Origin of the sequence: Mesorhizobium mediterraneum (assembly GCF_002284565.1) — a bacterium.
GTDB classification, from domain to species: Bacteria; Pseudomonadota; Alphaproteobacteria; order Rhizobiales; family Rhizobiaceae; genus Mesorhizobium; species Mesorhizobium mediterraneum.
In genome coordinates, this window is the sequence record NZ_NPKI01000015.1 from 544,129 (window position 1) to 570,497 (window position 26,369).

Below are 26,369 nucleotides of genomic sequence, written 5' to 3' on the forward strand. Positions count from 1 at the left end.
CCTGCGACGCGCTTTGCTTTCTTGTTTTTATGCATGTCATTATCCCAAAACCGCTTGCGCATCACAGGTCAAGCCCGAGGGCAGGCTTTTGGGCGACATGCATTATCGCAGCATGCGGGAAATAAGCTGCGCGGTATAGTCGACCATCGGCACGATGCGTGCGTAGTTCAGCCGAGTCGGGCCGATGACGCCGAGCGCGCCGATGACGCGGGCATCCTTGTCGCGATAGGGCGCCACGACCAGCGACGAGCCCGACAGCGAAAACAGCTTGTTTTCCGAGCCGATGAAGATGCGCACGCCGGACCCTTCCTCGGCAAGATCGAGAAGCTGGATCAGCCCGTCCTGCGTCTCCAGATCCTCGAACAAGTGCCGCAACAACTCGATGTCGGCCTGGGCCGTGACGTTTTCCAGCAGATTGGCGCGGCCGCGCACGATGAGACGCGCCGGCAGGCCGCTGTCGGCGCCTGCCCAGACCGCCAGGCCCTTTTCGACCAAGTCCTGCGACAGCGTGTCGAGGGCGGCCCTGGTTTCTTCCTTGATGCGGGCGATCTCGATCCGCGCCTCGGCCAGCGTGCGGCCGCGGATGTGGGCGTTGAGGAAGTTCGAGGCTTCATGCAATTGCGAAACGGTGATGCCGGCGGGCAGATCGACGACGCGGTTTTCGACGTCGCCGTTCTGCGATACCAGAACGGCCAGCGCCTTGGTCGGCTCGAGCTGGATGAACTCGATGTGCTTCAGCGCCACCTCGTTCTTGGCGGCAAGCACGAGGCCGGCGCCGCGCGACATGCCGGACAGCATCTGGCTGGCTTCGGTAAGCATATGCTCCAGCGTCGCGCCCGAGCCGGAGGCGCGCACCTGTGCCTCGATGGTGCGGCGCTCCTCATCGGAGAGGTCGCCAAGCTCCATGAACGCATCGACGAAGAAGCGCAGGCCGGCCTGGGTCGGCAGCCGGCCGGCCGAGATATGCGGCGCGTAGATCAGTCCGAGATGCTCGAGATCGCTCATCACGTTGCGGATGGTTGCGGGCGACAGCGAAGACGGCAGAATCCGCGACAGGCTGCGTGAGCCGACGGGCTCGCCGTCCTTCAGGTAGGAATCGACGATGCGCCGAAAGATGTCGCGCGAGCGCATGTCGAGCGATTGAAACGCCGGCGATTGAAATGCGGGCGACTGAAGCACGGGCGACTGGGAACTGGGATCGACTGCCTTGGTCATTCGAGCCAAATACCTCCGGCCCAAAGATATAGACTTCGGCGGTGCCCGCGCAACCAGCCATTTTCCTTTGCGCCCTGCGCTCCATGCGGCTACAAGCCGGCCACGATTCCGAAAAAGATAGGAAAAAAGCCTGAATGCGCCCTTCCAAACGCCAATTCGACGAAATGCGCGCCATCTCCTTCGAGCGTGGCGTTTCCAAGCACGCGGAAGGTTCGTGCCTGGTGAAATTCGGCGACACACATGTGCTGTGCACGGCCAGCCTCGAGGAAAAGGTGCCGGGCTGGATGCGCAATTCCGGCAAGGGCTGGGTGACGGCGGAATACGGCATGCTGCCGCGCTCGACCGGCGAACGCATGCGCCGCGAAGCTTCGTCCGGCAAGCAAGGCGGCCGCACGCTGGAAATCCAGAGGCTGATCGGCCGTTCGCTGCGCGCCGTGGTTGATCTGCAGGCGCTCGGCGAGCAGCAGATCACCGTCGACTGCGACGTGATCCAGGCCGATGGCGGCACGCGCACCGCTTCGATCACCGGCGGCTGGGTGGCGCTCTACGACTGCCTGCGCTGGATGGAAGCTCGACAGATGGCCAGCGTCGCCAAGGTGCTGAAAGACCATGTCGCGGCGATCTCCTGCGGCATCCATGACGGTCAGCCGGTCATCGACCTCGACTATCTCGAGGATTCCTCGGCCGGCACCGACGCCAACTTCGTCATGACCGGCAAGGGCGGCATCGTCGAGATCCAGGGCACGGCCGAGGGTGAGCCTTTCTCTGAAGAGCAGTTCACGGCGCTGATGGAACTGGCCAAGAAGGGCATTGCGCGACTGGTCAGCCTACAGCAGATGGCTGTAGGTTAATTTTCGGTTCTGTCATGATTCCTACCGCCATCCTCGAATCAGCCCTCTATGTGACCGACCTCGATGCCGCGGAAGACTTCTATTCCGGCGTGCTTGGGCTCGATCTGCTGGGCAAGGTCGACGGCAGGCATCTTTTCTTCCGTTGCGGGGACGGCGTGCTGCTCATCTTCAACGCGGAGGCGACCAAGGTGCCGCCGGCGCCCGACGCCAGGCTGAAAGTGCCGCCGCACGGCACGGTCGGCGACGGCCATCTCTGCTTTGCCGCAAGCGCGGACGAGATAGTGCGCTGGAAAGCGCATCTCGAGCAGAAGAAAATCGCCATCGAAAGCGAGTTCGAATGGCCGCAGGGCGGCCGGTCGATCTATATTCGCGACCCCTCCGGCAATTCGATCGAATTCGCCGAGCCAAGAATCTGGGGCATCTGATGCATTCGCTTGATGGACATAAGATCGTCGTCGCCAGCCACAATGCCGGCAAGCTGCGGGAATTCGCCGATCTGATGGCGCCATTCGGCATAGAAGCGAAGTCGGCCAAGGAATACGGCCTGCCGGAGCCGGACGAGACCGGCATCACCTTCGAGGAGAACGCCTTAATCAAGGCTTTAGCCGCCGCCAAGGCGACAGGCCTGCCGGCATTGTCGGACGATTCCGGCCTATGTGTCGATGCGCTGGGCGGAGCGCCCGGCGTCTACACCGCCAACTGGGCCGAGGCGCCGGACGGGTCCCGCGACTTCGGCATGGCGATGCAGCGAGCGGAAGTGGCGTTGCAGGAAATCGGCGCGGTCGCGCCGGCTCAGCGCAAGGGCCGCTTCGTCGCCGTCATCTGCCTCGCCTTTCCAGACGGCGCGGCCGAATATTTCCGCGGCGAGGTCGACGGCACGCTGGTATGGCCGCCGCGCGGTGAACTCGGTTTTGGCTACGACCCGGTGTTCGTGCCGGACGGTTTCGAAAAGACCTTCGGCGAGATGACCGCTGAGGAAAAACATGGCTGGAAGCCCGGCCAGCCGACGGCATTGTCGCACCGCGCCCGCGCCTTCCAGAAATTCGCGCAAGCCAGACTGGATTTGGCACGATCGGGCGTGAAATGACCATGCTGCTCGACCGTAGCCCCGGCTTCGGCGTCTACATCCACTGGCCGTTTTGCGCGGCCAAGTGCCCCTATTGCGACTTCAACAGCCATGTCCGCCACCAGCCGGTCGACCAGGAGCGTTTTGCGCGCGCCTTCGAGACCGAGCTTGCGACGATGCGCGACCGGACCGGACCGCGCGAGGTGACCAGCATTTTTCTCGGTGGTGGCACGCCATCGCTGATGAAGCCGCAAACCGTGGCGACGGTGCTGGACGCGGTGGCGAAGAACTGGACTGTGCCTGCCGGCATCGAGGTGACGCTGGAAGCCAACCCCTCTTCGGTCGAGGCCGAGCGCTTTCGCGGCTACCGGGCGGCAGGCGTCAACCGGGTGTCGCTCGGCGTGCAGGCGCTGAACGACAAGGATTTGCGCTTCCTCGGCCGGCTGCACAATGTCGACGAAGCGCTGCATGCGATCGGCCTGGCGCGTGAAATCTTTCCGCGGCTGTCCTTCGACCTGATCTATGCGCGGCCCGGCCAGACCCCGGAAGCGTGGCAGGCCGAACTCGAGCGGGCGATCGGCCACGCCGCCGACCATCTGTCGCTCTACCAGCTGACCATCGAGGAAGGCACGCCATTCCACGCGCTCCATGCGGCCAGGAAATTCGCCATTCCCGACAACGACCACGCCGCCGATCTCTATGCGCTGACGCAAGAGATCACCGCCGCGCATGGACTGCCGGCCTACGAGATTTCCAACCACGCCAGATCAGGTGCCGAGAGCCGGCACAATCTCACCTATTGGCGCTATGGCGAATATGTCGGCGTCGGTCCCGGCGCTCATGGCCGCTTCGTCGAGAACGGCCGCCGCGTGGTGACGATCGCGGAGAAAATGCCGGAAACCTGGGCCAATCTGGTCGATGCCAAGGGCCATGGCATCACCGGCGGCGAGACCCTGACGCGCTCGGAAGAGGCCGACGAATTCCTGCTGATGGGGCTGAGGCTGGCCGAGGGTATCGACCTCTCGCGCTACGAAGCGTTTTCCGGCCGCGGCCTGTCGACGGCGCGGCTGTCGGTGCTGCAGGGCGAGGGGCTGGTGGCGCCGATCGGCAATGCCCGCCTGCGCGCCACGCCGGCTGGCATGATCGTGCTCGACGCCGTGGTGGCGGATCTGGCGCGGTAGAGCATGATCCCGAAAAGTGGGATCCGGTTTTCGGACCAGATCATGTTCAAACTGGAAGATGGGACCCGTTGAAGAACGTCCTCTTCGTCTGCAGCCAGAACCGCTTGCGCAGCCCGACCGCGGAACAGGTGTTTTGCGGCCGCAGGGATATCGAGGTCGCATCGGCCGGTACCAACCATGATGCCGACAACCCGTTGACGCACGACCTCGTCTCCTGGGCCGACATCATCTTCGTGATGGAAAAGGCGCACCGCGCCAAACTGCAGAAGAAATTCAAGGCCAGCCTGAAGAAGGCTCGTGTGATCTGCCTCGATATTCCGGACGATTATGAATTTATGGACCCGGTCTTAGTTCGCCTTCTGGAAGCGCGCGTCTCGAAATATCTGGGTTGATGATGTGGCTGAGCGTTTTCACCGGCGCTTTCGTCATCCTTGGGGTCTGCGCCGCGTCGTTTCGCTCCTTGCTCTGCCCCGGGGATGACGAAGAGAGAAGTGTCTCGGCCAATCGCGAGGTTGCGGTAGTCAAGCGTCGTGCTTGTGGCGGCGCTTGGCGTGATCTTTCTCGGCGTCCGCCTCACCGGAGCGAGCCGGCTCGGCGTCGCCCTTGTCGCGGCGGGCACGGTTTTGATCGCTTATGGGGTGTGAGGGCGCTCCATTGCGGGAGCTTTTCGTTTCAAGGCGGGTGATGAAAATGTCGAAGCGATTGGGCATCGTCTGGTCAGTGCTCCATCGTGCTACCGGTCGAAGGCTCGATTTCCAGGTTGGTTGCCTTTGAAGGACGACGCTTTCGCGGCTTTTTGGCCAGGCCCGCGCCGGCTTTGGCAGGCTGGCGCTTGTCCTTTCGCGCGGCAAAGCGCTTGCGCCCTGCATAGTAGGGTTCGAAAGCGTCCTGTATCTTGAGGCTGTCCATCCTGCTCCTCCCGAGATCAGGGATAAATCCGTCGGGCATGGTTTCGTTCCGTACTATGGCAAAGGCATGGCGGCCACTTCACTTCGGCGCGGGTTTTGCAACCAGGCGAGAGCCGTGGCAAACAGGGCCGAATGCATTCAAGTGTCAGAGCCTGACGGGGAACACCGGTGACCGGCGAGTTGGCGAAACGCAGCTATGTAATCGGCCAGACCGAGATATCAGCCCGGCCGCTCGCGCCGGCGCTCTACCTGGTGGCGACGCCGATCGGCAACCTCGCCGACATCACATTACGCGCGCTTGAAACGCTGGCCGCCGCCGATATCGTCGCCTGCGAGGACACGCGTGTCAGCCGTGTGCTGCTCGACCGCTACGGCATCCGCCGTCGCACCACTGCCTATCACGAGCACAATGCCGGCGAGGCCGGGCCGAAACTGATTGCGGCCTTGCTGGCCGGGCAGAGCGTGGCGCTGATCTCGGACGCCGGCACGCCGCTGATCTCCGATCCCGGCTACCGGCTGGTCGGCGAAGCCCTCGACCAAGGCATTCGCGTCGTGCCGATCCCCGGCCCGTCGGCGCCGCTGGCGGCGCTGACGGCGTCCGGCCTGCCCTCCGACGCATTTCTGTTTGCCGGCTTCCTGCCGGTGAAGACCGGACAGCGGCTGACGCGGCTGGAAGCGCTCAAAACCGTGCCGGCGACGCTGATCTTCTTCGAATCGCCACGCCGGCTGGCCGAGACGCTCAGCGCCATGGTCGAGGCGCTGGGTGGCGCCCGCAAGGCTGCGATCGGCCGCGAATTGACCAAGACTTTCGAGGAAATGCGGACCGGCACCTTGCGGTCGCTCGCCGAACACTATGAGGCAGCCGACACGCCGAAGGGCGAGATCGTCATCTGCGTCGGCCCGTCGGAAGCGACGGCCGACGAGCCTGAAGACATTGATCGGCTGCTGCTTTCGCTTGCCGCCGAGATGCCGGCCTCCAAGGCGGCGGCGGAAGCCGCCAAGATGACCGGCGGCCAGAAGCAGGCGCTTTACCGGCGACTGCTTGAGCTCAAGGAGACCGGGAAGAACGGGGAGATCGGGAAAGACGGCGATGGCTGAACGCCCGGTCGCCAGCCGCCGGCAGGCCTATCGGCGCGGCCATCGCAGCGAGTGGCTGGCGGCGGCAGCATTGATGGTGAAAGGCTACCGGATACTGGCGCGCCGCCACCGCACGCGGTTCGGCGAGATCGACCTGATCGCGCGCCGCGGCGATCTGGTGCTGTTTGTCGAAGTGAAGGCGCGCCGCACGCTGATGGAAGCGATGGAGGCTGTTCGCTACGAATCGGAGCGCCGCATCGAAAGCGCAGCCGACCTCTGGCTGTCGCGCCAATCCGACTATGGGAGATTGTCGGCGCGCTTCGACATGGTGGCGGTGCTGCCCTGGCGCTGGCCGGTGCATGTCGAGAATGTTTTCTACGGACGAAACTAGCTCAGGATTCATTGATCAGCGCCAGAATGTAACAGTAGCCGCAACACTTATCGCCGGGAAGAACGTGTGGGCGCTACCGTCGCGCGCGTAACTGCTATTCGCCCATTGCTTGGGAAAGTACCGGCCCCTGTCCTTAAGAGGGAACTGCACTAGTTTAGGCGAATGGGACGTGCGCTGCAATTTTTGCTGGGCCGTCTTTGAGTAGTATTGTCGGACGTGGGCTTGAAAAGCCGACACCTTCGGGAGGAACCGATGACCAAAGCAAGGATCCAGACACGGAATATGACGTCGCGCCGCAAGTTTCTTGGCGAGGCGGCCGTGGCAGCTGCGGCGATCGTTGCCGCGCCGAGCGTCGTCAAGGCACAGGGGCCGGTCAGCATGCGCTGGCAGAGCACATGGCCTTCCAAGGATATCTTTCACGAATTCGCGCTCGATTTCGCCAAGAAGGTCAACGACATGACCGGCGGCGACCTGAAGATCGAGGTGCTGCCGGCGGGCGCCGTGGTGCCGGCCTTCGGCCTGCTTGACGCGGTGTCGCAAGGAACGCTCGACGGCGGCCACGGCGTGGTCGTCTATCACTATGGCAAACAGTCGGCGCTGGCGCTGTGGGGTTCCGGTCCGGGCTTCGCCATGGATGCCAATATGCTGCTCGCCTGGCACAAATACGGCGGCGGCAAGGAGCTGCTCGCAAAGCTCTACGAATCCATCGGCGCCAATGTCGTTTCGTTCCTCTACGGGCCGATGCCGACGCAGCCGCTCGGCTGGTTCAAGAAGCCGGTGGCGAAGGCCGAGGATCTCCAGGGCCTGAAATTCCGCACCGTCGGCATCTCGATCGACGTCTTCACCGCGCTCGGTGCCGCAGTCAACGCGCTGCCGGCCGGCGAGATCGTCGCGGCTCTGGATCGCGGCCTGATCGACGCGGCCGAGTTCAACAACGCCTCGTCCGATCGGGTCCTCGGCTTCCCGGACGTCTCCAAGATCTGCATGCTGCAAAGCTATCACCAGAATGCCGAGCAGTTCGAGATCTTGTTCAACCGGGCGAAATACGACGCCTTGCCTGACCAGATGAAGGCCATCATCACCAATGCGGTCGAGGCAGCCTCGCAGGACATGCACTGGAAGGCGATCGACCGCTATTCGAAAGACTATGTGGAGATGCAGACGACCGACAAGGTCAAATTCTACAAGACGCCGGAGGCGATCCTCAAGAAACAATTGGAGGTCTACGACGAGGTCGTGAAGAAGAAGGCGGCGGAAAACCCGGCTTTCAAGGAAATCATCCTCTCCCAGATCGCCTTTGCCGAGCGGGCAACGCGGTGGGAGCAGGACACCGTCGTCGGCCGGCTGGCGTTCGATCACTACTTCGGACAGGGCGGTGTGGCGAAGGAGTTCTGACCCGTGAGTTCGGGCATCACCGGGCAGCGTCCCGGTGATGCTTCTGACCAAGGTACCCGTCATCCGGGGGCGCGCATGAACGTCCAGCATTTCCTGAATACAGTCGATGCAATCAGCACGTGGGTCGGCAAGGCCGCGGCGTGGCTTATCATCGGGCTGATGACGCTGGTCTGCGTCGAGGTCTTCAAGCGCTACATCCTGAACATGCCCACGGCGTGGATATTCGACGCCAGCAACATGTTCTACGGCTCGCTGTTCATGCTCGCCGGAGCCTATGCGCTGGCGCAGAATGCACATGTGCGCGGCGACTTTCTATACAGCTCGATGCGGCCCCGCACCCAAGCCGCGCTCGATCTGTTGTTGTATGTGGTTTTCTTCCTGCCGGGGATCGCGGCCCTCGTCTATGCAGGCTACGACTATGCCGCGATTTCATGGCGGATCGGGGAGCATTCGACCGTGACAGCGGAGGGTCCGCCGATCTACCACTTCAAGTCGGTCATTCCGTTGGCCGGCGCCTTGGTGATGCTCCAGGGTGTGGCCGAGATAGTGCGCTGCATCGTCTGTCTCAGGGCCGGGCAATGGCCCAGCCGGCGCAAGGACGTTGCGGAGATCGACGTCGTGGAGGAACAGCTCGCGCTCAGCGAATATGTGGATGAAGAGACGCGTAAGACCGCGATCGAGCGCGCGCAAAAGATAGACGAGCAAGCGCGCCAGCGCGGAATGGGTGGAGACCTGCAGAGTTGAGCGATCCAGCCCTCGGACTCACGATGCTCATGCTCATCGTGGTCGTCATAGTCATGGGTTTCCCGACAGCCTTCACGCTGATGGGCCTTGGCATGTTCTTCGGGTTCTACGCGTTCTACAACCCTGCGGAGCACTGGATCGACAACCGCGTCTTCGATCTGATGGTCCAGCGCACCTATGGGGCAATGACCAACGACGTCCTGATCTCCATCCCGCTTTTCGTGCTCATGGGATACGTGATGGAACGCGGGGCGCTGGTCGACAAGATGTTCTACAGCATCCAGCTTTCGTTCCGACGAGTACCAGCGTCGCTGGCCATCGCTACGCTCATTGTCTGCACCTTCTGGGGCATCGCCAGTGGCCTTGTCGGCGCTGTTGTGGTTTTGATGGGGGTGATTGCCTTCAATCCGATGCTGCGTGCCGGATACGATGTGAAGCTCGCTTCCGGCGTGATCACCGCGGGCGGCACGCTGGGCATCCTGATCCCGCCGTCAGTCATGATCATCGTCTATGCGGCAGTTGCAGGCCAGTCCGTCGTGAAGCTCTACGCTGCGGCGATGTTCCCCGGTTTTTTCCTCGCCTTCCTCTATCTCGTCTACATTCTTGGCTGGGCGACAATCAGTCCGAAGATCGCCCCGCCTTTGCCGGAGAATCAAACAAAGGTTCCGGTGCCTGCGTGGATGGGGAGCCTTCAGACAGTTTACTCGCGCAACATGCTTGTTGGACTTCTTTCCGCCTTGTTCTCGCCGTCCAGGGCGATGGCGCTCGAGACGGAGAACGGACGCCTCACATATTGGGAGCTGTTCAAGAATTTCTGCGCTGCGCTGGTGCCCCTCGCCTTGACAGCACTCACCCTCCTGCTGGTGTGGTGGTATGTCGTCATCCATCCGCAGGCATCGGCCGACGTCGAAGCTCCAGAGGGATTGGAGCAGCTCGGCGCTCCGGCGGTGGAGGAACTCGGCGCACCCGCAGTGGACGCAGGGCCGGCAACCAGCTTCTACGCCACCTTCGGCATCATCGCGGCACTCGCCGCAGTGGTGCTCGTCCGTTACTACCGGAACATGACTGCCGAACGGCTCGAGGTCGTAAAGCTCCTGGTCTCGTCGGTCATGCCGCTGGCCATACTTACTGTCGTCGTGCTCGGCGTCATCCTGTTCGGAATCACGACGGCGACCGAGTCCGCGGCAGTCGGCGCCGCTGGTGCCTTTCTGCTGGCGTTACAGGCGCGAACGCTCGACTGGAAGCGCATCAAGGAAGCAGTGTTCCTGACGGCCAAGACCACAGCCATGGTTTGCTGGCTCTTTGTCGGCTCGGCGCTGTTCTCCGCCGTTTTTGCGATCCTCGGCGGCCAGGCACTTCTCGAGCAATGGGTGCTCGCGCTCGACCTGACGCCCGTGCAATTCATGATCCTGTCGCAGGCGATCATCTTCATTCTCGGCTGGCCGCTCGAATGGACCGAGATCATCATCATCTTCGTGCCGATCTTCCTACCGATGCTGACGCACTTCGACATCGATCCGGTTCTCTGGGGCGTTCTCGTTTTCGTCAATCTGCAGGCGGCGTTCCTGTCACCTCCGGTCGCGATGTCGGCCTACTATCTCAAGGGCGTTTCGCCCCCGCATGTCACGCTCAACCAGATATTCGCCGGGATGATGCCCTACATGCTGATCGTCATCCTCTGCATGGTCCTCATGTATATCTGGCCCGGCATGGCGCTCTGGCTTCCGAATTATCTTTACGGCAGCTGAGAAGACTCCGCCATTTCCGGACTTTTGCGATCGCAGCGCGAAGGTTTCTTCCCGGGGAGATAATGCCGACTTTCAAACGCCAGTTGACTTTCGGCGACAGGCGCCGATTCTCAAGGTCAAGGCGGCCTGCCGAGCAACATGCCGCCCGAACGATCAGAACGATGATCGAGAGCAGCTTTGACCCTGGTCAATCCGCCGAGCCTTGTTCTAAACGGTGTCGAGTTCGATTTCGACGCCGGTCTCCTGCACGGCGAGCATGGTGAAGATGTCCCGCTGAGGCCTCAATCGCTCGCGGTGCTGAAGCATCTGGTCGCCAACGCCAACCGTGTTGTGACCAAGGAGGAGCTCCTGGACACCGTCTGGCCCGGCATCGCGGTGACGGAAAACAGCCTTTCCCAGTGCATCAGCGAAATCAGGAAAGCCATCGGCGACGAGAAGCAGAGCCTGCTAAAGACAGTTGCGCGACGGGGATATCGCTTTGTCCCCGAAACCGAAGCGCCCGGCATACCGCACGATTCCTACCCGCAGATTTACGGCACTGCCTCTTCTGATCCGCGCGAAATTAAAGCCCGGCGCGGCCTGATGTTTGTAGTCGCTGTACTGGCGATCGCTGCCGCAGTCGCGGTGTTCATCTGGAGGCCCACATTTGAAACGGAAGTGCCGACCTCCCTGTCGATCGCGGTTCTGCCGTTCGCAAATCTCAGCGAAGCCGAGGCACAGGCTTATCTTGCCAACGGTTTCGCGGACGATCTGACGACAGAGCTGGCGCGCGTTCCCGGCCTGTTCGTGGTCTCGCGCAATGCCGCGCGTGCATATCGCAACAGCGGTCTGCCGCAGGCGAAGATCGCAAAAGAGCTCGGCGTCCGCTATCTGCTGGAGGGCTCCGTTCGACGTCTCGGCGATGAGGTGCGCATCAATGCGCATTTGGTCGATGCCTCGACGGTTGGGCAGATCTGGGCCGAGCGGTTCGAAGGTCCATTCACCGACGTGTTCAAGCTCCAGGATCAGGTGATCGGTCAAATTATCGCCGCGCTGCAGCTGAAGCTCATCCCGGGAAAAGCAAACCTCGCCGTGTCCGGTGATACTGACGACCCGGAAGCTTACCAGGCGTTTCGACGCGCCATCGAGGCGCGACGAAAGGATACACCATCGGGCACGGTGGAAGCATCGGGCTACCTTCGCCAAGCCTTGGCGCTGGACGCCGATTTCGGCGCGGCGGCCGCGGAATTGGCGTGGCTCCACTGGGACGCCGACGAGGTAAGGAGGCAAGCTCTCGGGATCAGTTGGACCGAAATCGACGACGAGCTCTATGGCAGTCTGGCCATCGCTGCCGGAAATCCGTCTCCCGGTTACTATCAGCTGATTTCCGAACTTCTGGTCCGAGAGCATAGGTCCGACGAGGCGGTGGCTGCCCTGCAAAAGGCGATAGCGCTCGACCCGAGCGATTCCTGGACCTACGAAGGGCTGAGCCAGGCCCTCAACTTCAACGGCAGGCCGGCCGAGGGGCGAGCCTTTCTCGAGGCGGCCTTACGCGTCGATCCCGGATGGACGGAGTGGCGACACTACCAGGCTGGCTTGGCGGCGTTCGGCCAAGGCCGCTACGAGGAGGCGGTCGCGCAGCTTAAGCAGGTCGATGTCCGCTCCCCCAATCCGTGGACGAAGTTCTACGGCCTGCATGTTCTTGTCGCGGCGCTTGCGCATCTCGATCGCCTGCCGGAAGCGGCCTCGGCCCTAGGGCAGCTCCGACGCGTGCTGTCGGACATGCAAGAGGGGCAGCCCAACCTGCTGATCGCGCAGCAGTTCTTCGTCTACAAGCGGCCGCAGGACATCGCTCGCCTGCTCGATGGCTTGAGGAAGGCGGGGGTTTCCGAGCTTCCCGCCGGAATGGAGCCGGAATCCGCGAAACGGATGAACGGCGTCGACATCGGGAATCTCATAATCGGACACGAGCTGACGGGACGCCAGATTCTGCCCAATGTCTCAGCCTACCATGCTGTGGTTGCGGCAGACGGCAGCGTGACCAGAACAGTTGGTGAGGAGGTCGTGACCGGTCAGATGTGGGTGCAGGGCGACAGCTTGTGCAGCGCATATCCGCGTAAACTGACAGGCTGTGGCGCTGTGTTCCGCAACCTGAGCGGCATATCTGGAGCCACGAAGGAATACATACTTCTGTCTCGCTTCAAGCGTTACGAATTCTCGGTGACGAAGTAGCAGCAACTTCGCCGCGCCTACGGCGGCCATGAGAGATTGAGGTCCATTTCGCTCATGCCTTCGGTACCGTAGGGGCCACACTGCTTCAATGCGTCAGCGAAATCCTTGGCTAAGGCCTTGAACGTCTCGGTCTGTGGCGCAACGTCGACGATTTCGATGGCACTGACTTGACCCTCGCGCGTGAAGCTGACGTGGACATCGGCGCTGAAGCTGATTCCGCGCATCGCCGTCTGCGTAGGCCAGCAGCTTGCTGCCCGTTCGAGAATGTGACGGCTCAGACCATCACCAGCGGACGCGGTGGTCGCCGCGCCGATCACGAGAATTCCCAAGATGCGGTTGATCATCTTTTATCTCCTCAGTTCGACGCCCGAACCGTGTGGGGACGGCTTGGTGGGGACGGCTTGTGAGAGAGAACGCGAGGGGTCGTTCGAAGTCATGAAATCGACGTGAAAAAGTTCTGAAGAGTGGTGAACGCAGTCGATTTTGGCTACGGAATGCACGCAAGCGGCAAGAACGATCCTGCGAGGTCGGCATGGGTCGGGGGCAGGTCTACGTTGGTCGTCCCCACCATCAACGGCATTGCTACGCCAACGAGCAAATAGAGCCTTGGGCGATAAATTAACTGTGCCGCCTCACCCCCATACGAACAGCGCAACCAGCCCGACGGTGCCGATGACCACCCGCCACCAGCCGAACAGCGAATAGCCGTGGCGCGAGACGTAGTTGAGCAGGAAGCGCACGACGATGAGCGCCGCGACGAAGGCCGCGATGAAACCGGCGGCGATGACGGGCAGATCGGCGCTGGTCAGCACATTGCGGTTCTTGAAGAGGTCGAAGGCGAAGGCGCCGACCATCGTCGGCATGGCGAGGAAGAAGGAGAATTCCGCAGCCGGCCGCTTGTCGACGCCCAGAAGCAGCGCGCCGACGATCGTCGAGCCGGAGCGCGACGTGCCGGGGATCAGCGAAAGGCATTGGAACAGTCCGATCTGCAGATAGAGCCTGAGCGGAAACCGCTCGACGTCGTGGTAGAACGGCTTCAGCTTGAGACGATCCACCCACAGCAGGACCACGCCGCCGATGATCAGCATGATGCAGATCAGCCTCGGCGATTCAAACAGCACCGTCTTGATGAAGTCGTGCGCCAGCGCACCGATGACGGCCGCCGGCAGGAAGGCGACGAGGATGCCGAGGACGAAATGCCGCGTCACCCGATCACGCGGCAGATCGACCAGCATCTGCCACAGACGATGGAAATAGACGCTGAGGATCGCCAGTATTGCGCCGAGCTGGATCAGGATCTCGAAGGCCTTGCCGGTCGAGTGGAAGCCGAGAAAATGGCCGGCAAGCAGGATATGGCCGGTCGACGAGACCGGAATGAACTCGGTCATGCCCTCGATCATGCCGAGCAGCAGCGCTTCGACGATGGTCTGGCTTTCCATGGCAACCTCGGCGTTCGAGTGAGAGCTTGAAGAACGGCTTGCGAAAGGGCTTGCTTGTCATGGCGCGGAACTCCTCCTATAGGTCGCAGCACCCTGACAGCCCTTTGAATCGGGGCGGCTAAGACTTACCGGCGCAGCCGGCGATTTGCCAGTGCGCTCTATTATCGCGGGACCATGCTGACGCTTTTCCACCACCCGATGTTCGCCTCCTGCCGGTTCGTGCGCCTCGCTTTCGGCGAATATGGCGAGGAGCTGGCGCTGATCGAGGAAAAGCCGTGGACGCGGCGCAAGGAGTTCCTGGCGCTGAACCCGGCCGGCACGCTGCCGATCCTGCTCGCCGAAGGCGACGTGCCGATCGTCGGCGCCATGGTCATCGGCGAATATCTCGACGAGACGCGCGGCGTGCTCAAGCGCGACAAGCGGCTGTTCGCCGAGGATCCGATGGGGCGCGCCGAAATCCGCCGGCTGACCGACTGGTATCTCAACAAGGCCGATAGCGAGGTGACGCGGCATCTGGTGCGCGAGCGCGTGCTGAAGCCGGTCATGCCGGAAACGGCGGGCGGCGGCTCGCCCGATTCGGCAGCGATCCGTGCCGCGCGCGCCAACATCCGCCAGCACATGAAATACACCAACTGGCTGGCCGGCACCCGCCAATGGCTGGCCGGCAACAAGGTCACCTATGCCGATCTCGCGGCTGCAGCTGCGCTGTCTGTGCTCGACTATCTCGGCGAGATCGACTGGCGCGAACACGCTGCCGCGCGCGAATGGTATGCACGGGTGAAATCGCGGCCATCGTTCCGGCCGCTTTTGTCCGACCGGGTGCGCGGCCTATCGCCGGTGTCACATTATGCGGACCTCGATTTCTAAAGCGGAAAACCTGCGCGCGCTGATCGACCGCGAGGCACGGCGCGCCGGTTTCGATGCCGTTGCCGTCACCACGCCCGATGCCATTCCGCAGGCGCCGGCCCGGCTCGCCGAATTCGTCGCCGACGGTTTTCACGGTTCGATGGGCTGGATCGCCGAGACGCTCGAACGCCGCAGCGAGCCGACAGCACTTTGGCCCGAAGTTCGCTCCATCATTGTGCTCGCCATGAACTATGGCCCCGACCACGACCCACGCGCGGTCCTGGTGAAGCGCGACCGCGGCGCGATCTCGGTCTATGCGCAGAACCGCGATTACCACGACGTGATGAAGGGCCGGCTGAAAGAGATTGCCGGCAAGATCGTGGCGCGCGCCGGTGGCGATGTAAAAGTGTTCGTCGATACCGCCCCGGTTATGGAAAAGCCGCTGGCAGAAGCCGCCGGCCTCGGCTGGCAAGGCAAGCACACCAATCTGGTCAGCCGCGCGCACGGCTCCTGGCTGTTCCTCGGCACCATCTTCACGACGGCCGAGCTTGCGCCCGATACGCCCGAGGACGACCATTGCGGCTCCTGCCGCGCCTGCCTCGACGTTTGCCCTACCGACGCCTTTCCGGCTCCCTACCGGCTCGATGCGCGACGCTGCATCTCCTATCTCACCATCGAGAGCAAGGGGCCGATCCCGCACGAGTTCCGGGAAAAAATCGGTAACCGCATCTATGGCTGCGACGACTGCCTGGCCGCCTGCCCGTGGAACAAGTTTGCCCAGACTGCGTCGGAGGCAAAGCTCGCCGCCCGCGCGGACTTGCGCGAGCCGCCGCTCGCCGATCTCTTGGCGCTCGACGACGCGGCTTTCCGGTCCTTGTTCACCGGTTCGCCGATCAAGCGCATCGGTCGCGACCGCTTTGTCCGCAATGTGCTGATCGCCGCCGGCAATTCCGGCGATTCCTCGCTCGGCAACGCCGTGCGCGCGCTGCTCGGCGATGCCTCGCCCCTGGTGCGTGGGGCGGCGGTATGGGCGCTGTCACGGCTTGTGCCTGAAACTGAATTTGCCAGACGCGCCACCGCTGCGGTCAAAGCAGAAAGCGACGACGCCGTGCAACGCGAATGGCGCCTGGCGCTGGCAAATCAAATCGAGGCGCATGCATGAGCGAGAAGCATATCTTTGTTTTCGGGGCCGGCTATTCGGGCAAGGCATTTGCCCGAGCCAACAAGGATGCCGGCACGATCCTTGGCACGACACGCGCGCCGGAGAAATTCGAAGCGTTGCGGCAAGCCGGGATCCAGCCGCTGCTTTTCGATGGCGCGCTGACGCCCGAAATCCGTGACGCGCTCGAGAAAACAACCCATCTCGTCGTCTCGGTGGCGCCGGAAGAGGCCGGCGACCCGGTGTTGAATGCGGCGCGCGAGACAATTAGGACGGAGATGCCGGCGCTGAAATGGATCGCCTATCTCTCCACCGTCGGCGTCTATGGCGACCATGGCGGCGGCTGGGTGGACGAGACCGCCGAATGCCGGCCGGTGTCGAAGCGCTCGATGATGCGTGTCACCGCCGAGCGGGACTGGCTGAGACTGGGTCGGGACATCGGCCGGCCGGTGGCGATCCTGCGGCTTTCCGGCATTTACGGGCCGGGCCGCAATGCCCTGGTCAATCTGGAAAACGGCACCGCGCGGCGGCTGGTCAAGCCGGGCCAGGTGTTCAACCGCATCCATTGCGACGACATTGCCGGGGCGCTTTGGCATCTAATCGGAGACAATCGCGGCGGCATCTTCAACGTCACCGACGACCTGCCGGCGCCGCCGCAGGACGTCGTCGCCTATGCCGCCGGGCTGATGGGCGTCACACCGCCGCCCGAAATTCCGTTCGAGACCGCCCAGCTTTCGCCCATGGCGCGATCCTTCTATGGCGAGAACAAGCGTGTCGCCAACGCGGCGATCAAGGCTGCCGGCTATCGCTTTCGCTTTCCCGACTACCGCTCGGCCTTCGACCAAATGTGGTCTGACGGCAGATGGCACGACGGCGAGGCGCGCAGCCCGATGAAGCGGTCGTAATCGAAACCTCGCGCCGGGCATGATATGATTCGACTTAAATTCGCAGAGGGGTTCTGCTTCATGAAACCGTTGAAGCAATCATTGCCCGGCAGAGCATTGCTGCTAAAGCGCGTCGCGACGCGCTTTAGATCTCTGTTTATGCCTGTCGTTGTCCCAAAGCCGCTGCGCACCCTCGGTTCAAGCCCGAGGGCATGCTTTGGGCGACATGCATTAGCAGCGCTCGCCGTCCTCGCCCTGGCGGGGCTTGCGGCGCGACCTGCCGCCGCCGAAGGCCTGGCGAAAGACCTGTTCGGCGCCAAAAAGCTGCCGGCCGTGGCTGCGCCGCAATCGATCGGCTTTTATTCCAAGGGCTGCTTTGCCGGCGGCGTCGCCATCCCCATGGACGGCCCGAAATGGGAGGTGATGCGGCCTTCGCGCAACCGTCGCTGGGGCCATCCGACGATGATCGCGCTGATCGAGAAACTGTCGCGCGACGCCGCGGCCGACGGTTGGCCCGGCCTGCTGGTCGGCGACATTTCGCAGCCGCGCGGCGGCCCGATGCTGACCGGCCATGCCTCGCACCAGATCGGCCTCGACGCCGACATCTGGCTGACGCCGATGCCCGACCGCAAGCTTTCGATCGACCAGCGCGAAAATATGAGCGCCACCTTGCTTGTCGATGAAAAGACCCATCTGGTGAAGGATGCGCTCTGGGTGCCGGCGCATATGCGGCTCCTAAAGCGCGCGGCAAGCTACGCGGAAGTCGAGCGCATCCTGGTCAATCCCGGCATCAAGAAGAAGCTCTGCGACACGGTGAAAGGCGACCGCGCATGGCTGCGCAAGGTCAGGCCGTTCTGGGGCCACGACTATCACTTCCACATCCGCATCGGCTGCCAGCCCGGCTCGCCCAATTGCAAAGCACAGGAAAACACGGCGCCCGGCGACGGCTGCGACCAGTCTCTGGCATGGTGGTTCACCGAGGAACCGTGGCGCCCCAACAAAAACCCGGACAGGCCGAAAGCGCGCGACGTGATGACGATGGCGAGCCTGCCCGCGGCATGCCAGGCGGTGCTCGACGGGCCCGATCCGGCTTCGGCGGAGGCGGTCACCTTTTATGGCGACGGCGTGCCGGTCGCGGCTGCACCCACTCTCACGGTGGCCCCGGCGCCGGCGCGGGCATCCGCAAGCGGCGCGGCAGCGCTTCCGGCCTCGATCAACGCCTTCGCGGCTACACCCGAGATCGGCATTCCATTGCCGCGACCGCGGCCGGGGAACTGATGCCAGGATAATCGCCTCGGCTTCCACTGATGTTGGAGACGACCAACTGTTGGGTCGGCGCCGCCCCTCATTGCCCTGCCGGGCATTTCTCCCCGTATAGTGACGGGAGAAAGGGCTGGCCGCGGCCTTGGCGCCGTTCTTGCAGAGTTGGAGATTAGCGGAACCATCGATGAAAGCGCCCCCTTTCCCCGTCACTATACGGGGAGAGGATGCCGGCAGGCAGGTGAGGTGCAGCGCCAACGCTGAATAGGGCTAGCACGAAATTCGGACCTGAGGTGATTGCTCCGGAACTGACTCTGAAGCGACTTTCCCTTTTCCAGGTCATGCGCTAGTCAACGAAAGAACAGCGGAACGCCACTGGGAACCGGGACGGACAAGAGCATGCCAGGCGACGACGACACAGCGCTGCAGTTTCCGGTCCTGATCGGCGACATAGGCGGCACCAATGCGCGCTTTTCGATCGTGCTCGACGCGAACTCGGAACCAACCGAGCCGCAGATCGTCCAGACGGCCAACTTCAACACCATCGACGACGCGATCCAGGCAGCGGTGCTCGACCGCTCGCCGGTCCGGCCCAACTCCGCCGTGCTGGCGGTGGCCGGCCCGGTCGACAGCGACGAGATCCCGCTCACCAATTGCCCGTGGATCGTCAAGCCGAGAAAGATGTTTGCCAGCCTCGGCCTCAGCGACGTCGTGGTGCTCAATGATTTCGAGGCGCAGGCGCTGGCTGTCGTGGCGCTTGGCGAAGAGCATATGGAAAAGATCGGCGGCGATGCGCCGGAGCCCAATGCCGGACGGGTGGTGCTCGGTCCCGGAACCGGGCTTGGCGTCGCCGGCCTGGTCCACGCGCTGAACCATTGGATTCCGGTGCCCGGTGAGGGAGGGCACATGGATATCGGGCCGCGCTCGCCGCGCGATTTCCAGGTCTTTCCGCATATCGAGAAGCTCGAGGGCAGAATCTCCGGCGAACAGATCCTGTCCGGACGCGGCCTGGTCAATGCCTACCGGGCGGTGGCCAAGGCGGACGGCAAGCCGGCGCCCTTCACCACGCCGGCCGAGGTCACCGCGGCGGCACTGGCGAAGTCAGATCCGGTGGCCGAGGAAGCGCTGTCGATGTTCGTCACCTGCCTGGGGCGCACAGCCGGCGACCTTGCGCTGGTGTTCATGAGCCGCGGCGGCGTCTTCCTGACCGGCGGCATCGCCCAGAAAATCCTGCCGGCGCTGAAAACGGGCGAGTTCCGCGCCGCCTTCGAGGACAAGGCGCCGCATAGCGAGATGATGCGCACCATGCCCGTCTATGTGATCACCCATCCGCTGGCAGCGCTTTCCGGTCTTGCCGCCTATGCCAGAAACCCGTCGCTGTTCGGCGTCCAGACGGCGGGGCGACGCTGGCGGGCTTAAGTGACGCCCTGAGCCGCGGCGAAGTTTTGCCTACCTCGGCCATAGGCAAGCCGCCACCGGGGCGCTAAGAGGATTGCCGAATTAGCCCGGCCGCGAGGCCGAACCGACATCACGGAACGATCCCGACTTTGAACCAGTCGCCCAAACATCAAGCGGAAGCCCGGCACCAAGCCAAAGCCCGGCCCGGCGAGATCGTGGCGGTGGTCCGCCGCATCATCGCCGAGAACAGCCACGAGTACCGCTGGTATTATGCTCTGGCCGTTCTGTGCCTGGTGATAGTTGCGGCTACGACTGCCTTCACCGCCTGGATCATGAAGGACGTCGTCGACCAGATATTCTACGAACAGCGCGGCGATCTCATCGCGCTGATCTGCTTGTTGATCCTGGGCGCATTCATGCTGCGCGGGCTGGCCACTTACGGCCAGGCGGTGACGCTGGCCAGGATCGGCAACAATCTGGTGGCGCGCTACCAGCGCCGCATCTTCGCTCATCTGATGAAGCTCGGCGTCGGTTTCTTCAACGACACGCGCTCGGGGCGGCTGGCCGCCCAGATCAACGAGAACGTCAACGGCATCCGCGACCTGCTCTCGATGACGCTGACGTCATTGGCACGCGACGCCGTATCGCTGGTCGCGCTGATCGGCGTCATGATCTGGCAGGATCCGATGCTGTCCCTGATGTCGCTGCTGGTCGGGCCGCCGCTGATCTACACGGTCGTCTACCTGACCCGCAGAATACGACGCGCCACGCGCGAAGCGGTGCAGATCAACTCGCGGCTGATCGGCGCCATGCAGGAAGCAACGCAAGGCATCGCCATCGTCAAGGCGTTCACGCTGGAAGACGAGCTGTCGCGTCGCATCAGCGATCTTGTCACCGGCGCCGAGCAGCGGGCAAACCGCATCGCGCGCGTGTCGGAACGGTTGACGCCGATCTCGGACATGCTGGCCGGCTTCGCCGTCGCCGGCGTCATCGCCTATTCCGGCTACCGGGCAGCCGTCAGCGGCCAGCCGCCTGGCGCGGTCTTTTCCTTCATCACGGCACTGATGCTCGCCTACGACCCGGCCCGGCGGCTGGCGCGCATGCAGGTCGGCATGGAACGGGCGCTGGTCAATGCGCGCATGATCTACGAGCTGCTCGACCTCGAGCCGCAACAGGGCGACGCGCCCGGAGCGGTCGAAGCGAAGATCACCAGGGGCGAGGTGCGCTTCAACAATGTGTCGTTCGGCTATGTCGCCGACGCGCCGGTGCTGCAGGAGCTCAGCTTCGTCGCCGCTGCCGGCAAGATGACGGCCATCGTCGGCGCCTCGGGCGCCGGCAAGTCGACGCTGGTGGCGCTGCTGCAGCGCTTCCATGATGTCGAAGCGGGTAGCATCGAGGTCGACGGCCAGGACATTTTAGAGATGACCAAGCAGTCGCTGCGCAGCTCCATCGCCTATGTCTCGCAGCAGCCCTATCTGTTCGAAGGCACCATTCGCGACAACATCCGCTACGGGCGGCTCGCCGCCAGCGACGCCGAGATCGAACTGGCCGCGCAGCAAGCCGGGGCCGACGGCTTCATCCGCCAGCAGCCGCAAGGCTATGACACCCCTGTCGGTGAAGGCGGCGTGACGCTGTCGGGCGGCCAGCGCCAGCGTCTGTCGATCGCCCGCGCCATCGTGCGGCAGGCGCCGATCCTGCTGCTCGACGAGGCGACCTCGGCGCTCGACAACGAGGCGGAAGCGCGCGTCCAGCAGGCGCTGACCCAGGTGACGGAAGGGCGCACGACCATCGTCATCGCGCATCGGCTGTCGACCGTGGTCAATGCCGACCACATCGTCGTCATGGAACAGGGGCGGCTGGTCGAGCAAGGCACGCATGCCTCGCTGATGGCCGACCCGCACAGCGTCTATGCCCGCTTTCACCGGGTGCAGGGCAACAAGGGGCTGGGGCTTGTCGACGACGGCAAGCCAATCCAAACTTCGGTGCGCCGCGCGAAAAAGGCGGTCGGGAGAACTTTATGAGCGGTGCGGCCACAAACGATCCCCCCGTCAATGAAATGGGCCTGGTGGTGGTCGGCGCGGCCGGCCGGATGGGCCAGGCGCTGATCCGCGCCATTCACACGATACCGGGCGCACGCGTCGCCGGCGCGATCGAGCGGGCCGGCTCGCCACATCTCGGCAAGGATGCCGGCGAGCTTGCCGGCATCGGCAATATCGGCGTGGCGATCGGCGACGACCCGCTGCCGGCCTTCGCCAAGGCCGACGGCGTGCTCGATTTCACGAGCCCGGCAGCGACGGTCGAATTCGCCGGCTACGCGGCGCAGGCGCGCATCGTCCATGTCATCGGCACCACCGGCTGCTCCGCGGACGACAATGCCAAGATAAAGGCGGCGGCGCGCCACGCGACGGTGGTCAAGTCAGGCAATATGAGCCTCGGCGTCAATCTGCTGGCGGTGCTGGTCGAGCAGGCGGCGCGCGCGCTCGACGCCGATGATTTCGACATCGAGATCCTGGAAATGCATCACCGGCACAAGGTCGACGCGCCGTCGGGCACGGCGCTGCTGCTCGGCGAAGCCGCTGCCGTCGGGCGCGGCATCGATCTTGACGGGAACAGCGTGCGGTCGCGCGACGGCCACACCGGCGTGCGAAAGACCGGCTCGATCGGTTTTGCCACGCTGCGCGGCGGCTCGGTGGTCGGCGACCACTCCGTGGTGCTGGCCGGCACCGGCGAGCGCATCACGCTCGCCCATCACGCCGAGGACCGGGCGATCTTCGCTCGCGGCGCGGTCAAGGCCGCACTGTGGGCGCGCGGCAGGAAGCCGGGACTGTATTCGATGCGGGACGTGCTCGGACTCGCCTGAGACGATCTGATCCACAAACTGAAGGAGCAAAAATGTCGGGAACTCTCGTGCTCGTGCGCCATGGCCAGAGCGAATGGAACCTGAAGAACCTCTTCACCGGCTGGCGCGACGTTGACCTGACCGAGCTGGGCCACGCCGAGGCCAAGGAGGCGGGCGCCAAGCTGAAGGCGCGCGGCCTGAAATTCGACATCGCCTTCACGTCGTCGCTGATCAGGGCGCAGAAGACCTGCCAGCACATTCTCGACGCGGTCGGCCAGAGCGATCTCGAGACCATCCGCGACCAGGCGCTGAACGAGCGCGACTATGGCGACCTCTCCGGCCTCAACAAGGACGATGCGCGCAAGAAATGGGGCGAGGAGCAGGTGCATGTCTGGCGCCGCTCCTACGACGTGCCGCCGCCCGGCGGCGAAAGCCTGAAGGACACCGGCGCGCGCGTCTGGCCCTATTATCTGCACGACCTGCAGCCGCATGTGCTGCGCGGCGGCACCGTGCTGGTGGCGGCGCACGGCAATTCGCTGCGTGCGCTGATCATGGCGCTGGACGGCAAGTCGGGCGAGGAGATCGTCAAACTGGAGCTCGGCACCGGCGTGCCGGTCATCTACAAGCTCAACGCCGATTCGACCGTGGCATCCAAGGAAGTGCTGGAGAACTGAGCCGGCGAGTGCGTTTCAAAAAAGCGCGTTGACACTCACCGTTTGCCCGCCTAAAGAGCCCGCACCAGCCCAGATGGCGGAATTGGTAGACGCGCACGGTTCAGGTCCGTGTTCCGCAAGGAGTGGAGGTTCGAGTCCTCTTCTGGGCACCAAATCCCTTTGTAAGTTCTTGATTTCCCGGAAACTGCGGTTTCCGGGCCGTCGGCTGCACATGACCTTGCGAATGACCTCACCCAACAAGGTGTCCTAGCACGCCCTACAGTTCGTAAGGCGTGTGCCCGCGGACAACTTGAAAGTTGGCGCGCGACCTCCGGTTGTAAGCATCTTCCCATACGGAATGTCATCGAGTAGCGTGCAGAGGCGGCATGTGACGGCGCTCTCTTTGGCGAATGCATTGTCGCACCTTCAGCAGTTGCCGTCGGCAGATGGGGCTGCTGTCACAACCCGGTGCTTGCCGTGACAGATTGTTCCCGTCCCGGTTCATTTCAGCGCCGAAGCGAGGGGGAAGAAATGCACGACCGATTTCGGCAGTGCCTGCGGAAAATGTCGCTGGCGGCATTGACGATGCTGGCGATCCCGGCCCAAGCGGCTGATCTCGTCATTGCAATGCCGAACTGGCCGTCGGGCCAGGCGACGGCAAACATTCTCAAGGTCAGCCTGAAGGAAAATTTCGGGCTCGATGCCGATGTGCGCGAGATGGGGACGCTTATTGCCTTTGCCGGCCTCGATTCGGGCGAGGTGGATATTCATCCCGAAATGTGGCTGCCCAACCTCGACAATCTGGTGAAGAAGTATGTGGACGATGCCGGCACGGTTGCCATCAGTCCCATCGGTGTGCCGGCATGGCAAGGCATATGCGCAACCCGCGAAACCGCCGACAAATTTGGCATTCGCGACATTTCGGACCTCACCGACCCGCGCAAAACTGCCGCGTTGGACACTGATCGGGACGGACATGGGGAACTGTGGATTGGCGCGGAGGGTTGGTCCTCGACGGCTATCGAGCGTGTCCGCGCCAACAGCTATGGCTATGCCAAGACAATGACATTGCTGGAGACGCCGGAGGATGTCGGAATGGCGGCTGTCGATGCCGCGGTCGCCACGGCTCATCCGATGGTGTTTGCCTGCTATGCACCGCATCACGTGTTTGAGCTGCACGACATTGTCCGGCTTACCGAGCCGCCTTTTGACCCGGCAAAGTGGAAGATCGTGCTGCCTTCCGAGGACCCGCTCTGGGTCTCGAAGTCCAGCGCGCCAGTGTCATGGGATACCGCACATTTCCATATCGCTTACGCCACCTCACTGCGCAAAAAATATCCGAAGGTGGTCGAGTTCCTGGAACGGGTCGCGCTCAAGCCCGAAGACGCCGCGAAGATGAGTTATGCGCTCCAAGTGGAGCGTCAGGATCCTTACGAGTACGCCAAACAATGGGTTGCTGCACAGGGCGCTCGGGTGAACGGGTGGGCAAATCCATGAACGGCAAGCTGATGATCGCGGGACGCGCCATTCTCCAGCGGCGCTCCCTGACGGCAATTGTCGCGGCAGCGTTCGGTCTTGTCGCAGTGGCGGCGCTGGCTGCGGGAACACAGGTTTTCGATCCGAAAACCCGCAAATGGGTGGACTACGACCGCACCAAGGCACGCAAATACTATGCCGCGCACAATGAAGTGCCGGAGGCGTTTCGGCCGCAGATGGTCAAGTTCCGCACCGCGGAAGTGCCCGGCACGATCATCATCGATGGCAACCAGCATTTTCTCTATCTTGTGCAGCCGGGTCAGCGGGCCATGCGCTACGGTATCGGCGTCGGCCGGGAGGGATTTGGATGGGCCGGAATCGTGCGCGTCGGCCGCATGGCGGAATGGCCGACCTGGACACCCCCGGCCGAAATGATCGCTCGTGATCCGAATGCGGTCAAACATGCGGGAGGCATGCCGGGAGGACCGGACAACCCGCTCGGCGCCAGGGCGCTCTATCTGTATGAGCGCGACCAGGACACGATCTACCGGATACACGGCACTCCGGAGCCCTGGACGATCGGGCTCGACGTGTCATCGGGGTGCATCCGGATGAGGAACGACGACATCACCGATCTCGCATCGCGCGTCAAGGTTGGAGCCAAGGTCATCGTTCTCATGCAGGGGGCGGCACTTTACAAGGGTGTGTAAGGCCGGGAAGCGGCATTCGGAGAGGGACCAAGCAATGTCGGCAAAACATGCAGTGAGAACGTCGATCCGGGCAACAACAATTGGATTTTTGGTGGGAACACTGAGCGCTTGTGTCAGCGCCCCGCCGCCGCCTCCCCAGGAACAGATGTCCAGGACCAAGGTCGAGACGGCCCCGGCGGACCTTCAGCTTCTTTGCGCCGACGCGGCCGCCAAGGCGAGCGGCGTCGACAGCACGAAGATACTTCCGGTTTCGTCGAGCAAGATCGATCCCCAAACCTATCAGGTCGAGCTCGATGCCGGCGGCAAGAAGACAAGCTGCCTTGTCGATACCGAAGGCAATGTCAAATCGGTTCAGCCTGCCTGATCCGCTCTGGTCGAGGAATTTTGGGCGATCTGACGATTGCCGCGAAGCTGCCGTCGACTTCGGACGTGAGGTGGTGGCGATCAGCCGTGATGAAAGGCTCAGAAACCTCGAGAAAAAACCGGCCGACCGCAGCTTGCCTCAACCCGGCGGCATCATCGTGATTGGCAGGTTCGGGCATCCGCTGTACCATTCCTATGCCGGTCGTCGACGTGGCGTGTTCCGGCGAGGGAGAAACGTCCATGTTACGATCAATTTCGCTTGCGGTTTTCCTGGCGGTCGTTCCTGCGACAGCCTTTGCAAATTCGTGCCCGACCATCATGGCCGCGATCGACGCGGCGTTGCCGACCGCCACCCTCTCCGAGGCCGATATGACCAAAGTCAAGGAACTGCGCGCCCAAGGCGAGACATTGCACGCCGCCGGCGATCATGCAGGGTCAGAGGCCGCGCTCAACCAAGCCAAGACGATGCTCGGCATATAGCTGCGACGAACGCGGCTTTGCTGGCCGATCTTCTTGGCCGATTGCCGGGCTTTTGTTCGGCTGTCGACCGGTTAG

At 63.2% G+C, this 26,369-nt stretch carries 28 protein-coding genes, 1 tRNA gene and 1 pseudogene; 25 read left to right on the forward strand and 5 right to left on the reverse strand.

From position 1 onward, the window contains the following. Nucleotides 1-102: 102 nt before the first annotated feature. The gene (hrcA, locus tag CIT25_RS12030) at nt 103-1,215 is read right to left on the reverse strand and encodes a heat-inducible transcriptional repressor HrcA (RefSeq protein ID WP_095484725.1); all 1,113 of its coding nucleotides are present in this window, start codon (nt 1,213-1,215) and stop codon (nt 103-105) included. 134 nt (nt 1,216-1,349) lie between these two features. Between hrcA and rph the strand changes: the two genes are divergently transcribed. The 6 genes and pseudogenes from rph to CIT25_RS37460 form a co-directional block, all read left to right on the forward strand. Further along, nucleotides 1,350-2,066: a ribonuclease PH gene (gene rph / locus CIT25_RS12035; RefSeq protein WP_095484726.1), complete on the forward strand. Its 717-nt coding sequence runs from the start codon at nt 1,350-1,352 to the stop codon at nt 2,064-2,066. Between the two features lie 14 nt (nt 2,067-2,080). Beyond that, nucleotides 2,081-2,491, forward strand: coding sequence for a VOC family protein (locus CIT25_RS12040; protein ID WP_095484727.1), 411 nt, complete (start codon nt 2,081-2,083; stop codon nt 2,489-2,491). Then, nucleotides 2,491-3,153 carry an RdgB/HAM1 family non-canonical purine NTP pyrophosphatase gene (gene rdgB / locus CIT25_RS12045; protein WP_095484728.1) on the forward strand — a complete coding sequence of 221 codons (663 nt, stop codon included), beginning with the start codon at nt 2,491-2,493 and terminating at the stop codon, nt 3,151-3,153. Before CIT25_RS12040 ends, rdgB begins: the two co-directional genes overlap by 1 nt. Then, on the forward strand, nt 3,150-4,313 hold the full coding sequence (hemW, locus tag CIT25_RS12050) for a radical SAM family heme chaperone HemW (RefSeq protein ID WP_095484729.1): 1,164 nt from the start codon (nt 3,150-3,152) through the stop codon (nt 4,311-4,313). The genes rdgB and hemW overlap by 4 nt, the downstream gene beginning before the upstream one ends. Nucleotides 4,314-4,381: 68 nt before the next feature. Continuing rightward, nucleotides 4,382-4,705, forward strand: a complete 324-nt coding sequence (locus tag CIT25_RS12055) for a low molecular weight protein tyrosine phosphatase family protein (RefSeq protein WP_095484730.1) — start codon at nt 4,382-4,384, stop codon at nt 4,703-4,705. A gap of 132 nt (nt 4,706-4,837) precedes the next feature. After that, nucleotides 4,838-4,957 (forward strand): annotated as a pseudogene (locus tag CIT25_RS37460) (EamA family transporter); the annotation flags it as partial. Between the two features lie 73 nt (nt 4,958-5,030). Here the strand turns inward: CIT25_RS37460 and CIT25_RS35745 are convergent. After that, the gene (locus tag CIT25_RS35745) at nt 5,031-5,222 is read right to left on the reverse strand and encodes a hypothetical protein (RefSeq protein WP_101954466.1); all 192 of its coding nucleotides are present in this window, start codon (nt 5,220-5,222) and stop codon (nt 5,031-5,033) included. 167 nt (nt 5,223-5,389) lie between these two features. Here CIT25_RS35745 and rsmI point away from each other — a divergent pair, with 167 nt between their 5' ends. From rsmI to CIT25_RS12095, 6 genes are all read left to right on the forward strand, one after another. Continuing rightward, nucleotides 5,390-6,319 carry a 16S rRNA (cytidine(1402)-2'-O)-methyltransferase gene (gene rsmI / locus CIT25_RS12070; RefSeq protein ID WP_095484732.1) on the forward strand — a complete coding sequence of 310 codons (930 nt, stop codon included), beginning with the start codon at nt 5,390-5,392 and terminating at the stop codon, nt 6,317-6,319. Next, nucleotides 6,312-6,689: a YraN family protein gene (locus CIT25_RS12075; protein ID WP_095484733.1), complete on the forward strand. Its 378-nt coding sequence runs from the start codon at nt 6,312-6,314 to the stop codon at nt 6,687-6,689. Before rsmI ends, CIT25_RS12075 begins: the two co-directional genes overlap by 8 nt. Before the next feature lie 252 nt (nt 6,690-6,941). Then, complete coding sequence (locus CIT25_RS12080) at nt 6,942-8,084, forward strand: TRAP transporter substrate-binding protein (protein WP_095484734.1); 1,143 nt, start codon at nt 6,942-6,944, stop codon at nt 8,082-8,084. Nucleotides 8,085-8,159: 75 nt separating this feature from the next. Then, the gene (locus CIT25_RS12085) at nt 8,160-8,828 is read left to right on the forward strand and encodes a TRAP transporter small permease subunit (RefSeq protein ID WP_095484735.1); all 669 of its coding nucleotides are present in this window, start codon (nt 8,160-8,162) and stop codon (nt 8,826-8,828) included. Beyond that, nucleotides 8,825-10,576 (forward strand): TRAP transporter large permease, encoded by a 1,752-nt coding sequence (locus CIT25_RS12090; protein ID WP_095484736.1) that lies wholly within the window; start codon nt 8,825-8,827, stop codon nt 10,574-10,576. The genes CIT25_RS12085 and CIT25_RS12090 overlap by 4 nt, the downstream gene beginning before the upstream one ends. 294 nt (nt 10,577-10,870) lie before the next feature. Next, nucleotides 10,871-12,787: a winged helix-turn-helix domain-containing protein gene (locus CIT25_RS12095; RefSeq protein WP_245329841.1), complete on the forward strand. Its 1,917-nt coding sequence runs from the start codon at nt 10,871-10,873 to the stop codon at nt 12,785-12,787. Nucleotides 12,788-12,804: 17 nt separating this feature from the next. Here the strand turns inward: CIT25_RS12095 and CIT25_RS12100 are convergent, their stop codons facing one another. Both CIT25_RS12100 and CIT25_RS12105 read right to left on the reverse strand, forming a co-directional pair. Further along, nucleotides 12,805-13,131, reverse strand: a complete 327-nt coding sequence (locus tag CIT25_RS12100; protein ID WP_095484738.1) for a hypothetical protein — start codon at nt 13,129-13,131, stop codon at nt 12,805-12,807. Between the two features lie 288 nt (nt 13,132-13,419). After that, nucleotides 13,420-14,226, reverse strand: coding sequence for an undecaprenyl-diphosphate phosphatase (locus CIT25_RS12105; RefSeq protein WP_095484739.1), 807 nt, complete (start codon nt 14,224-14,226; stop codon nt 13,420-13,422). Between the two features lie 174 nt (nt 14,227-14,400). Between CIT25_RS12105 and CIT25_RS12110 the strand changes: the two genes are divergently transcribed. The 12 genes from CIT25_RS12110 (at nt 14,401) to CIT25_RS12170 (ending at nt 25,815) form a co-directional block, all read left to right on the forward strand. After that, entirely contained in the window at nt 14,401-15,093 is a 693-nt protein-coding gene (locus CIT25_RS12110) for a glutathione S-transferase family protein (protein ID WP_095484740.1), read from the forward strand. Further along, nucleotides 15,074-16,234 (forward strand): tRNA epoxyqueuosine(34) reductase QueG, encoded by a 1,161-nt coding sequence (gene queG / locus CIT25_RS12115; protein WP_095484741.1) that lies wholly within the window; start codon nt 15,074-15,076, stop codon nt 16,232-16,234. The genes CIT25_RS12110 and queG overlap by 20 nt, the downstream gene beginning before the upstream one ends. Continuing rightward, nucleotides 16,231-17,136 carry an SDR family oxidoreductase gene (locus tag CIT25_RS12120; RefSeq protein WP_095484742.1) on the forward strand — a complete coding sequence of 302 codons (906 nt, stop codon included), beginning with the start codon at nt 16,231-16,233 and terminating at the stop codon, nt 17,134-17,136. Before queG ends, CIT25_RS12120 begins: the two co-directional genes overlap by 4 nt. A 138-nt stretch (nt 17,137-17,274) precedes the next feature. Further along, on the forward strand, nt 17,275-18,393 hold the full coding sequence (mepA, locus tag CIT25_RS12125; protein ID WP_095484743.1) for a penicillin-insensitive murein endopeptidase: 1,119 nt from the start codon (nt 17,275-17,277) through the stop codon (nt 18,391-18,393). A gap of 381 nt (nt 18,394-18,774) precedes the next feature. Further along, the gene (locus CIT25_RS12135; RefSeq protein WP_095484744.1) at nt 18,775-19,794 is read left to right on the forward strand and encodes a glucokinase; all 1,020 of its coding nucleotides are present in this window, start codon (nt 18,775-18,777) and stop codon (nt 19,792-19,794) included. 128 nt (nt 19,795-19,922) lie between these two features. Then, complete coding sequence (locus CIT25_RS12140; RefSeq protein WP_095484745.1) at nt 19,923-21,794, forward strand: ABC transporter ATP-binding protein; 1,872 nt, start codon at nt 19,923-19,925, stop codon at nt 21,792-21,794. After that, nucleotides 21,791-22,633, forward strand: a complete 843-nt coding sequence (gene dapB / locus CIT25_RS12145) for a 4-hydroxy-tetrahydrodipicolinate reductase (RefSeq protein WP_095484746.1) — start codon at nt 21,791-21,793, stop codon at nt 22,631-22,633. The genes CIT25_RS12140 and dapB overlap by 4 nt, the downstream gene beginning before the upstream one ends. Before the next feature lie 32 nt (nt 22,634-22,665). After that, nucleotides 22,666-23,286 (forward strand): 2,3-bisphosphoglycerate-dependent phosphoglycerate mutase, encoded by a 621-nt coding sequence (locus CIT25_RS12150; protein ID WP_095484747.1) that lies wholly within the window; start codon nt 22,666-22,668, stop codon nt 23,284-23,286. A gap of 67 nt (nt 23,287-23,353) precedes the next feature. Then, nucleotides 23,354-23,438: transfer RNA gene (locus CIT25_RS12155), tRNA-Leu, on the forward strand. Between the two features lie 358 nt (nt 23,439-23,796). Further along, nucleotides 23,797-24,762, forward strand: a complete 966-nt coding sequence (locus CIT25_RS12160; protein WP_095484748.1) for an ABC transporter substrate-binding protein — start codon at nt 23,797-23,799, stop codon at nt 24,760-24,762. Next, nucleotides 24,759-25,451, forward strand: coding sequence for a L,D-transpeptidase (locus CIT25_RS12165; RefSeq protein WP_095484749.1), 693 nt, complete (start codon nt 24,759-24,761; stop codon nt 25,449-25,451). Before CIT25_RS12160 ends, CIT25_RS12165 begins: the two co-directional genes overlap by 4 nt. A gap of 145 nt (nt 25,452-25,596) precedes the next feature. Next, nucleotides 25,597-25,815 carry a hypothetical protein gene (locus CIT25_RS12170; protein ID WP_337124585.1) on the forward strand — a complete coding sequence of 73 codons (219 nt, stop codon included), beginning with the start codon at nt 25,597-25,599 and terminating at the stop codon, nt 25,813-25,815. Here CIT25_RS12170 and CIT25_RS36215 read toward each other — a convergent pair. Then, nucleotides 25,793-26,167, reverse strand: a complete 375-nt coding sequence (locus tag CIT25_RS36215) for a hypothetical protein (RefSeq protein WP_164759207.1) — start codon at nt 26,165-26,167, stop codon at nt 25,793-25,795. The genes CIT25_RS12170 and CIT25_RS36215 overlap by 23 nt on opposite strands. On the opposite strand from CIT25_RS36215, the gene CIT25_RS12175 reads away from it, so the two are divergent. Next, nucleotides 26,055-26,294, forward strand: coding sequence for a hypothetical protein (locus CIT25_RS12175; RefSeq protein WP_095485099.1), 240 nt, complete (start codon nt 26,055-26,057; stop codon nt 26,292-26,294). The genes CIT25_RS36215 and CIT25_RS12175 overlap by 113 nt on opposite strands. Nucleotides 26,295-26,369: the final 75 nt, after the last annotated feature.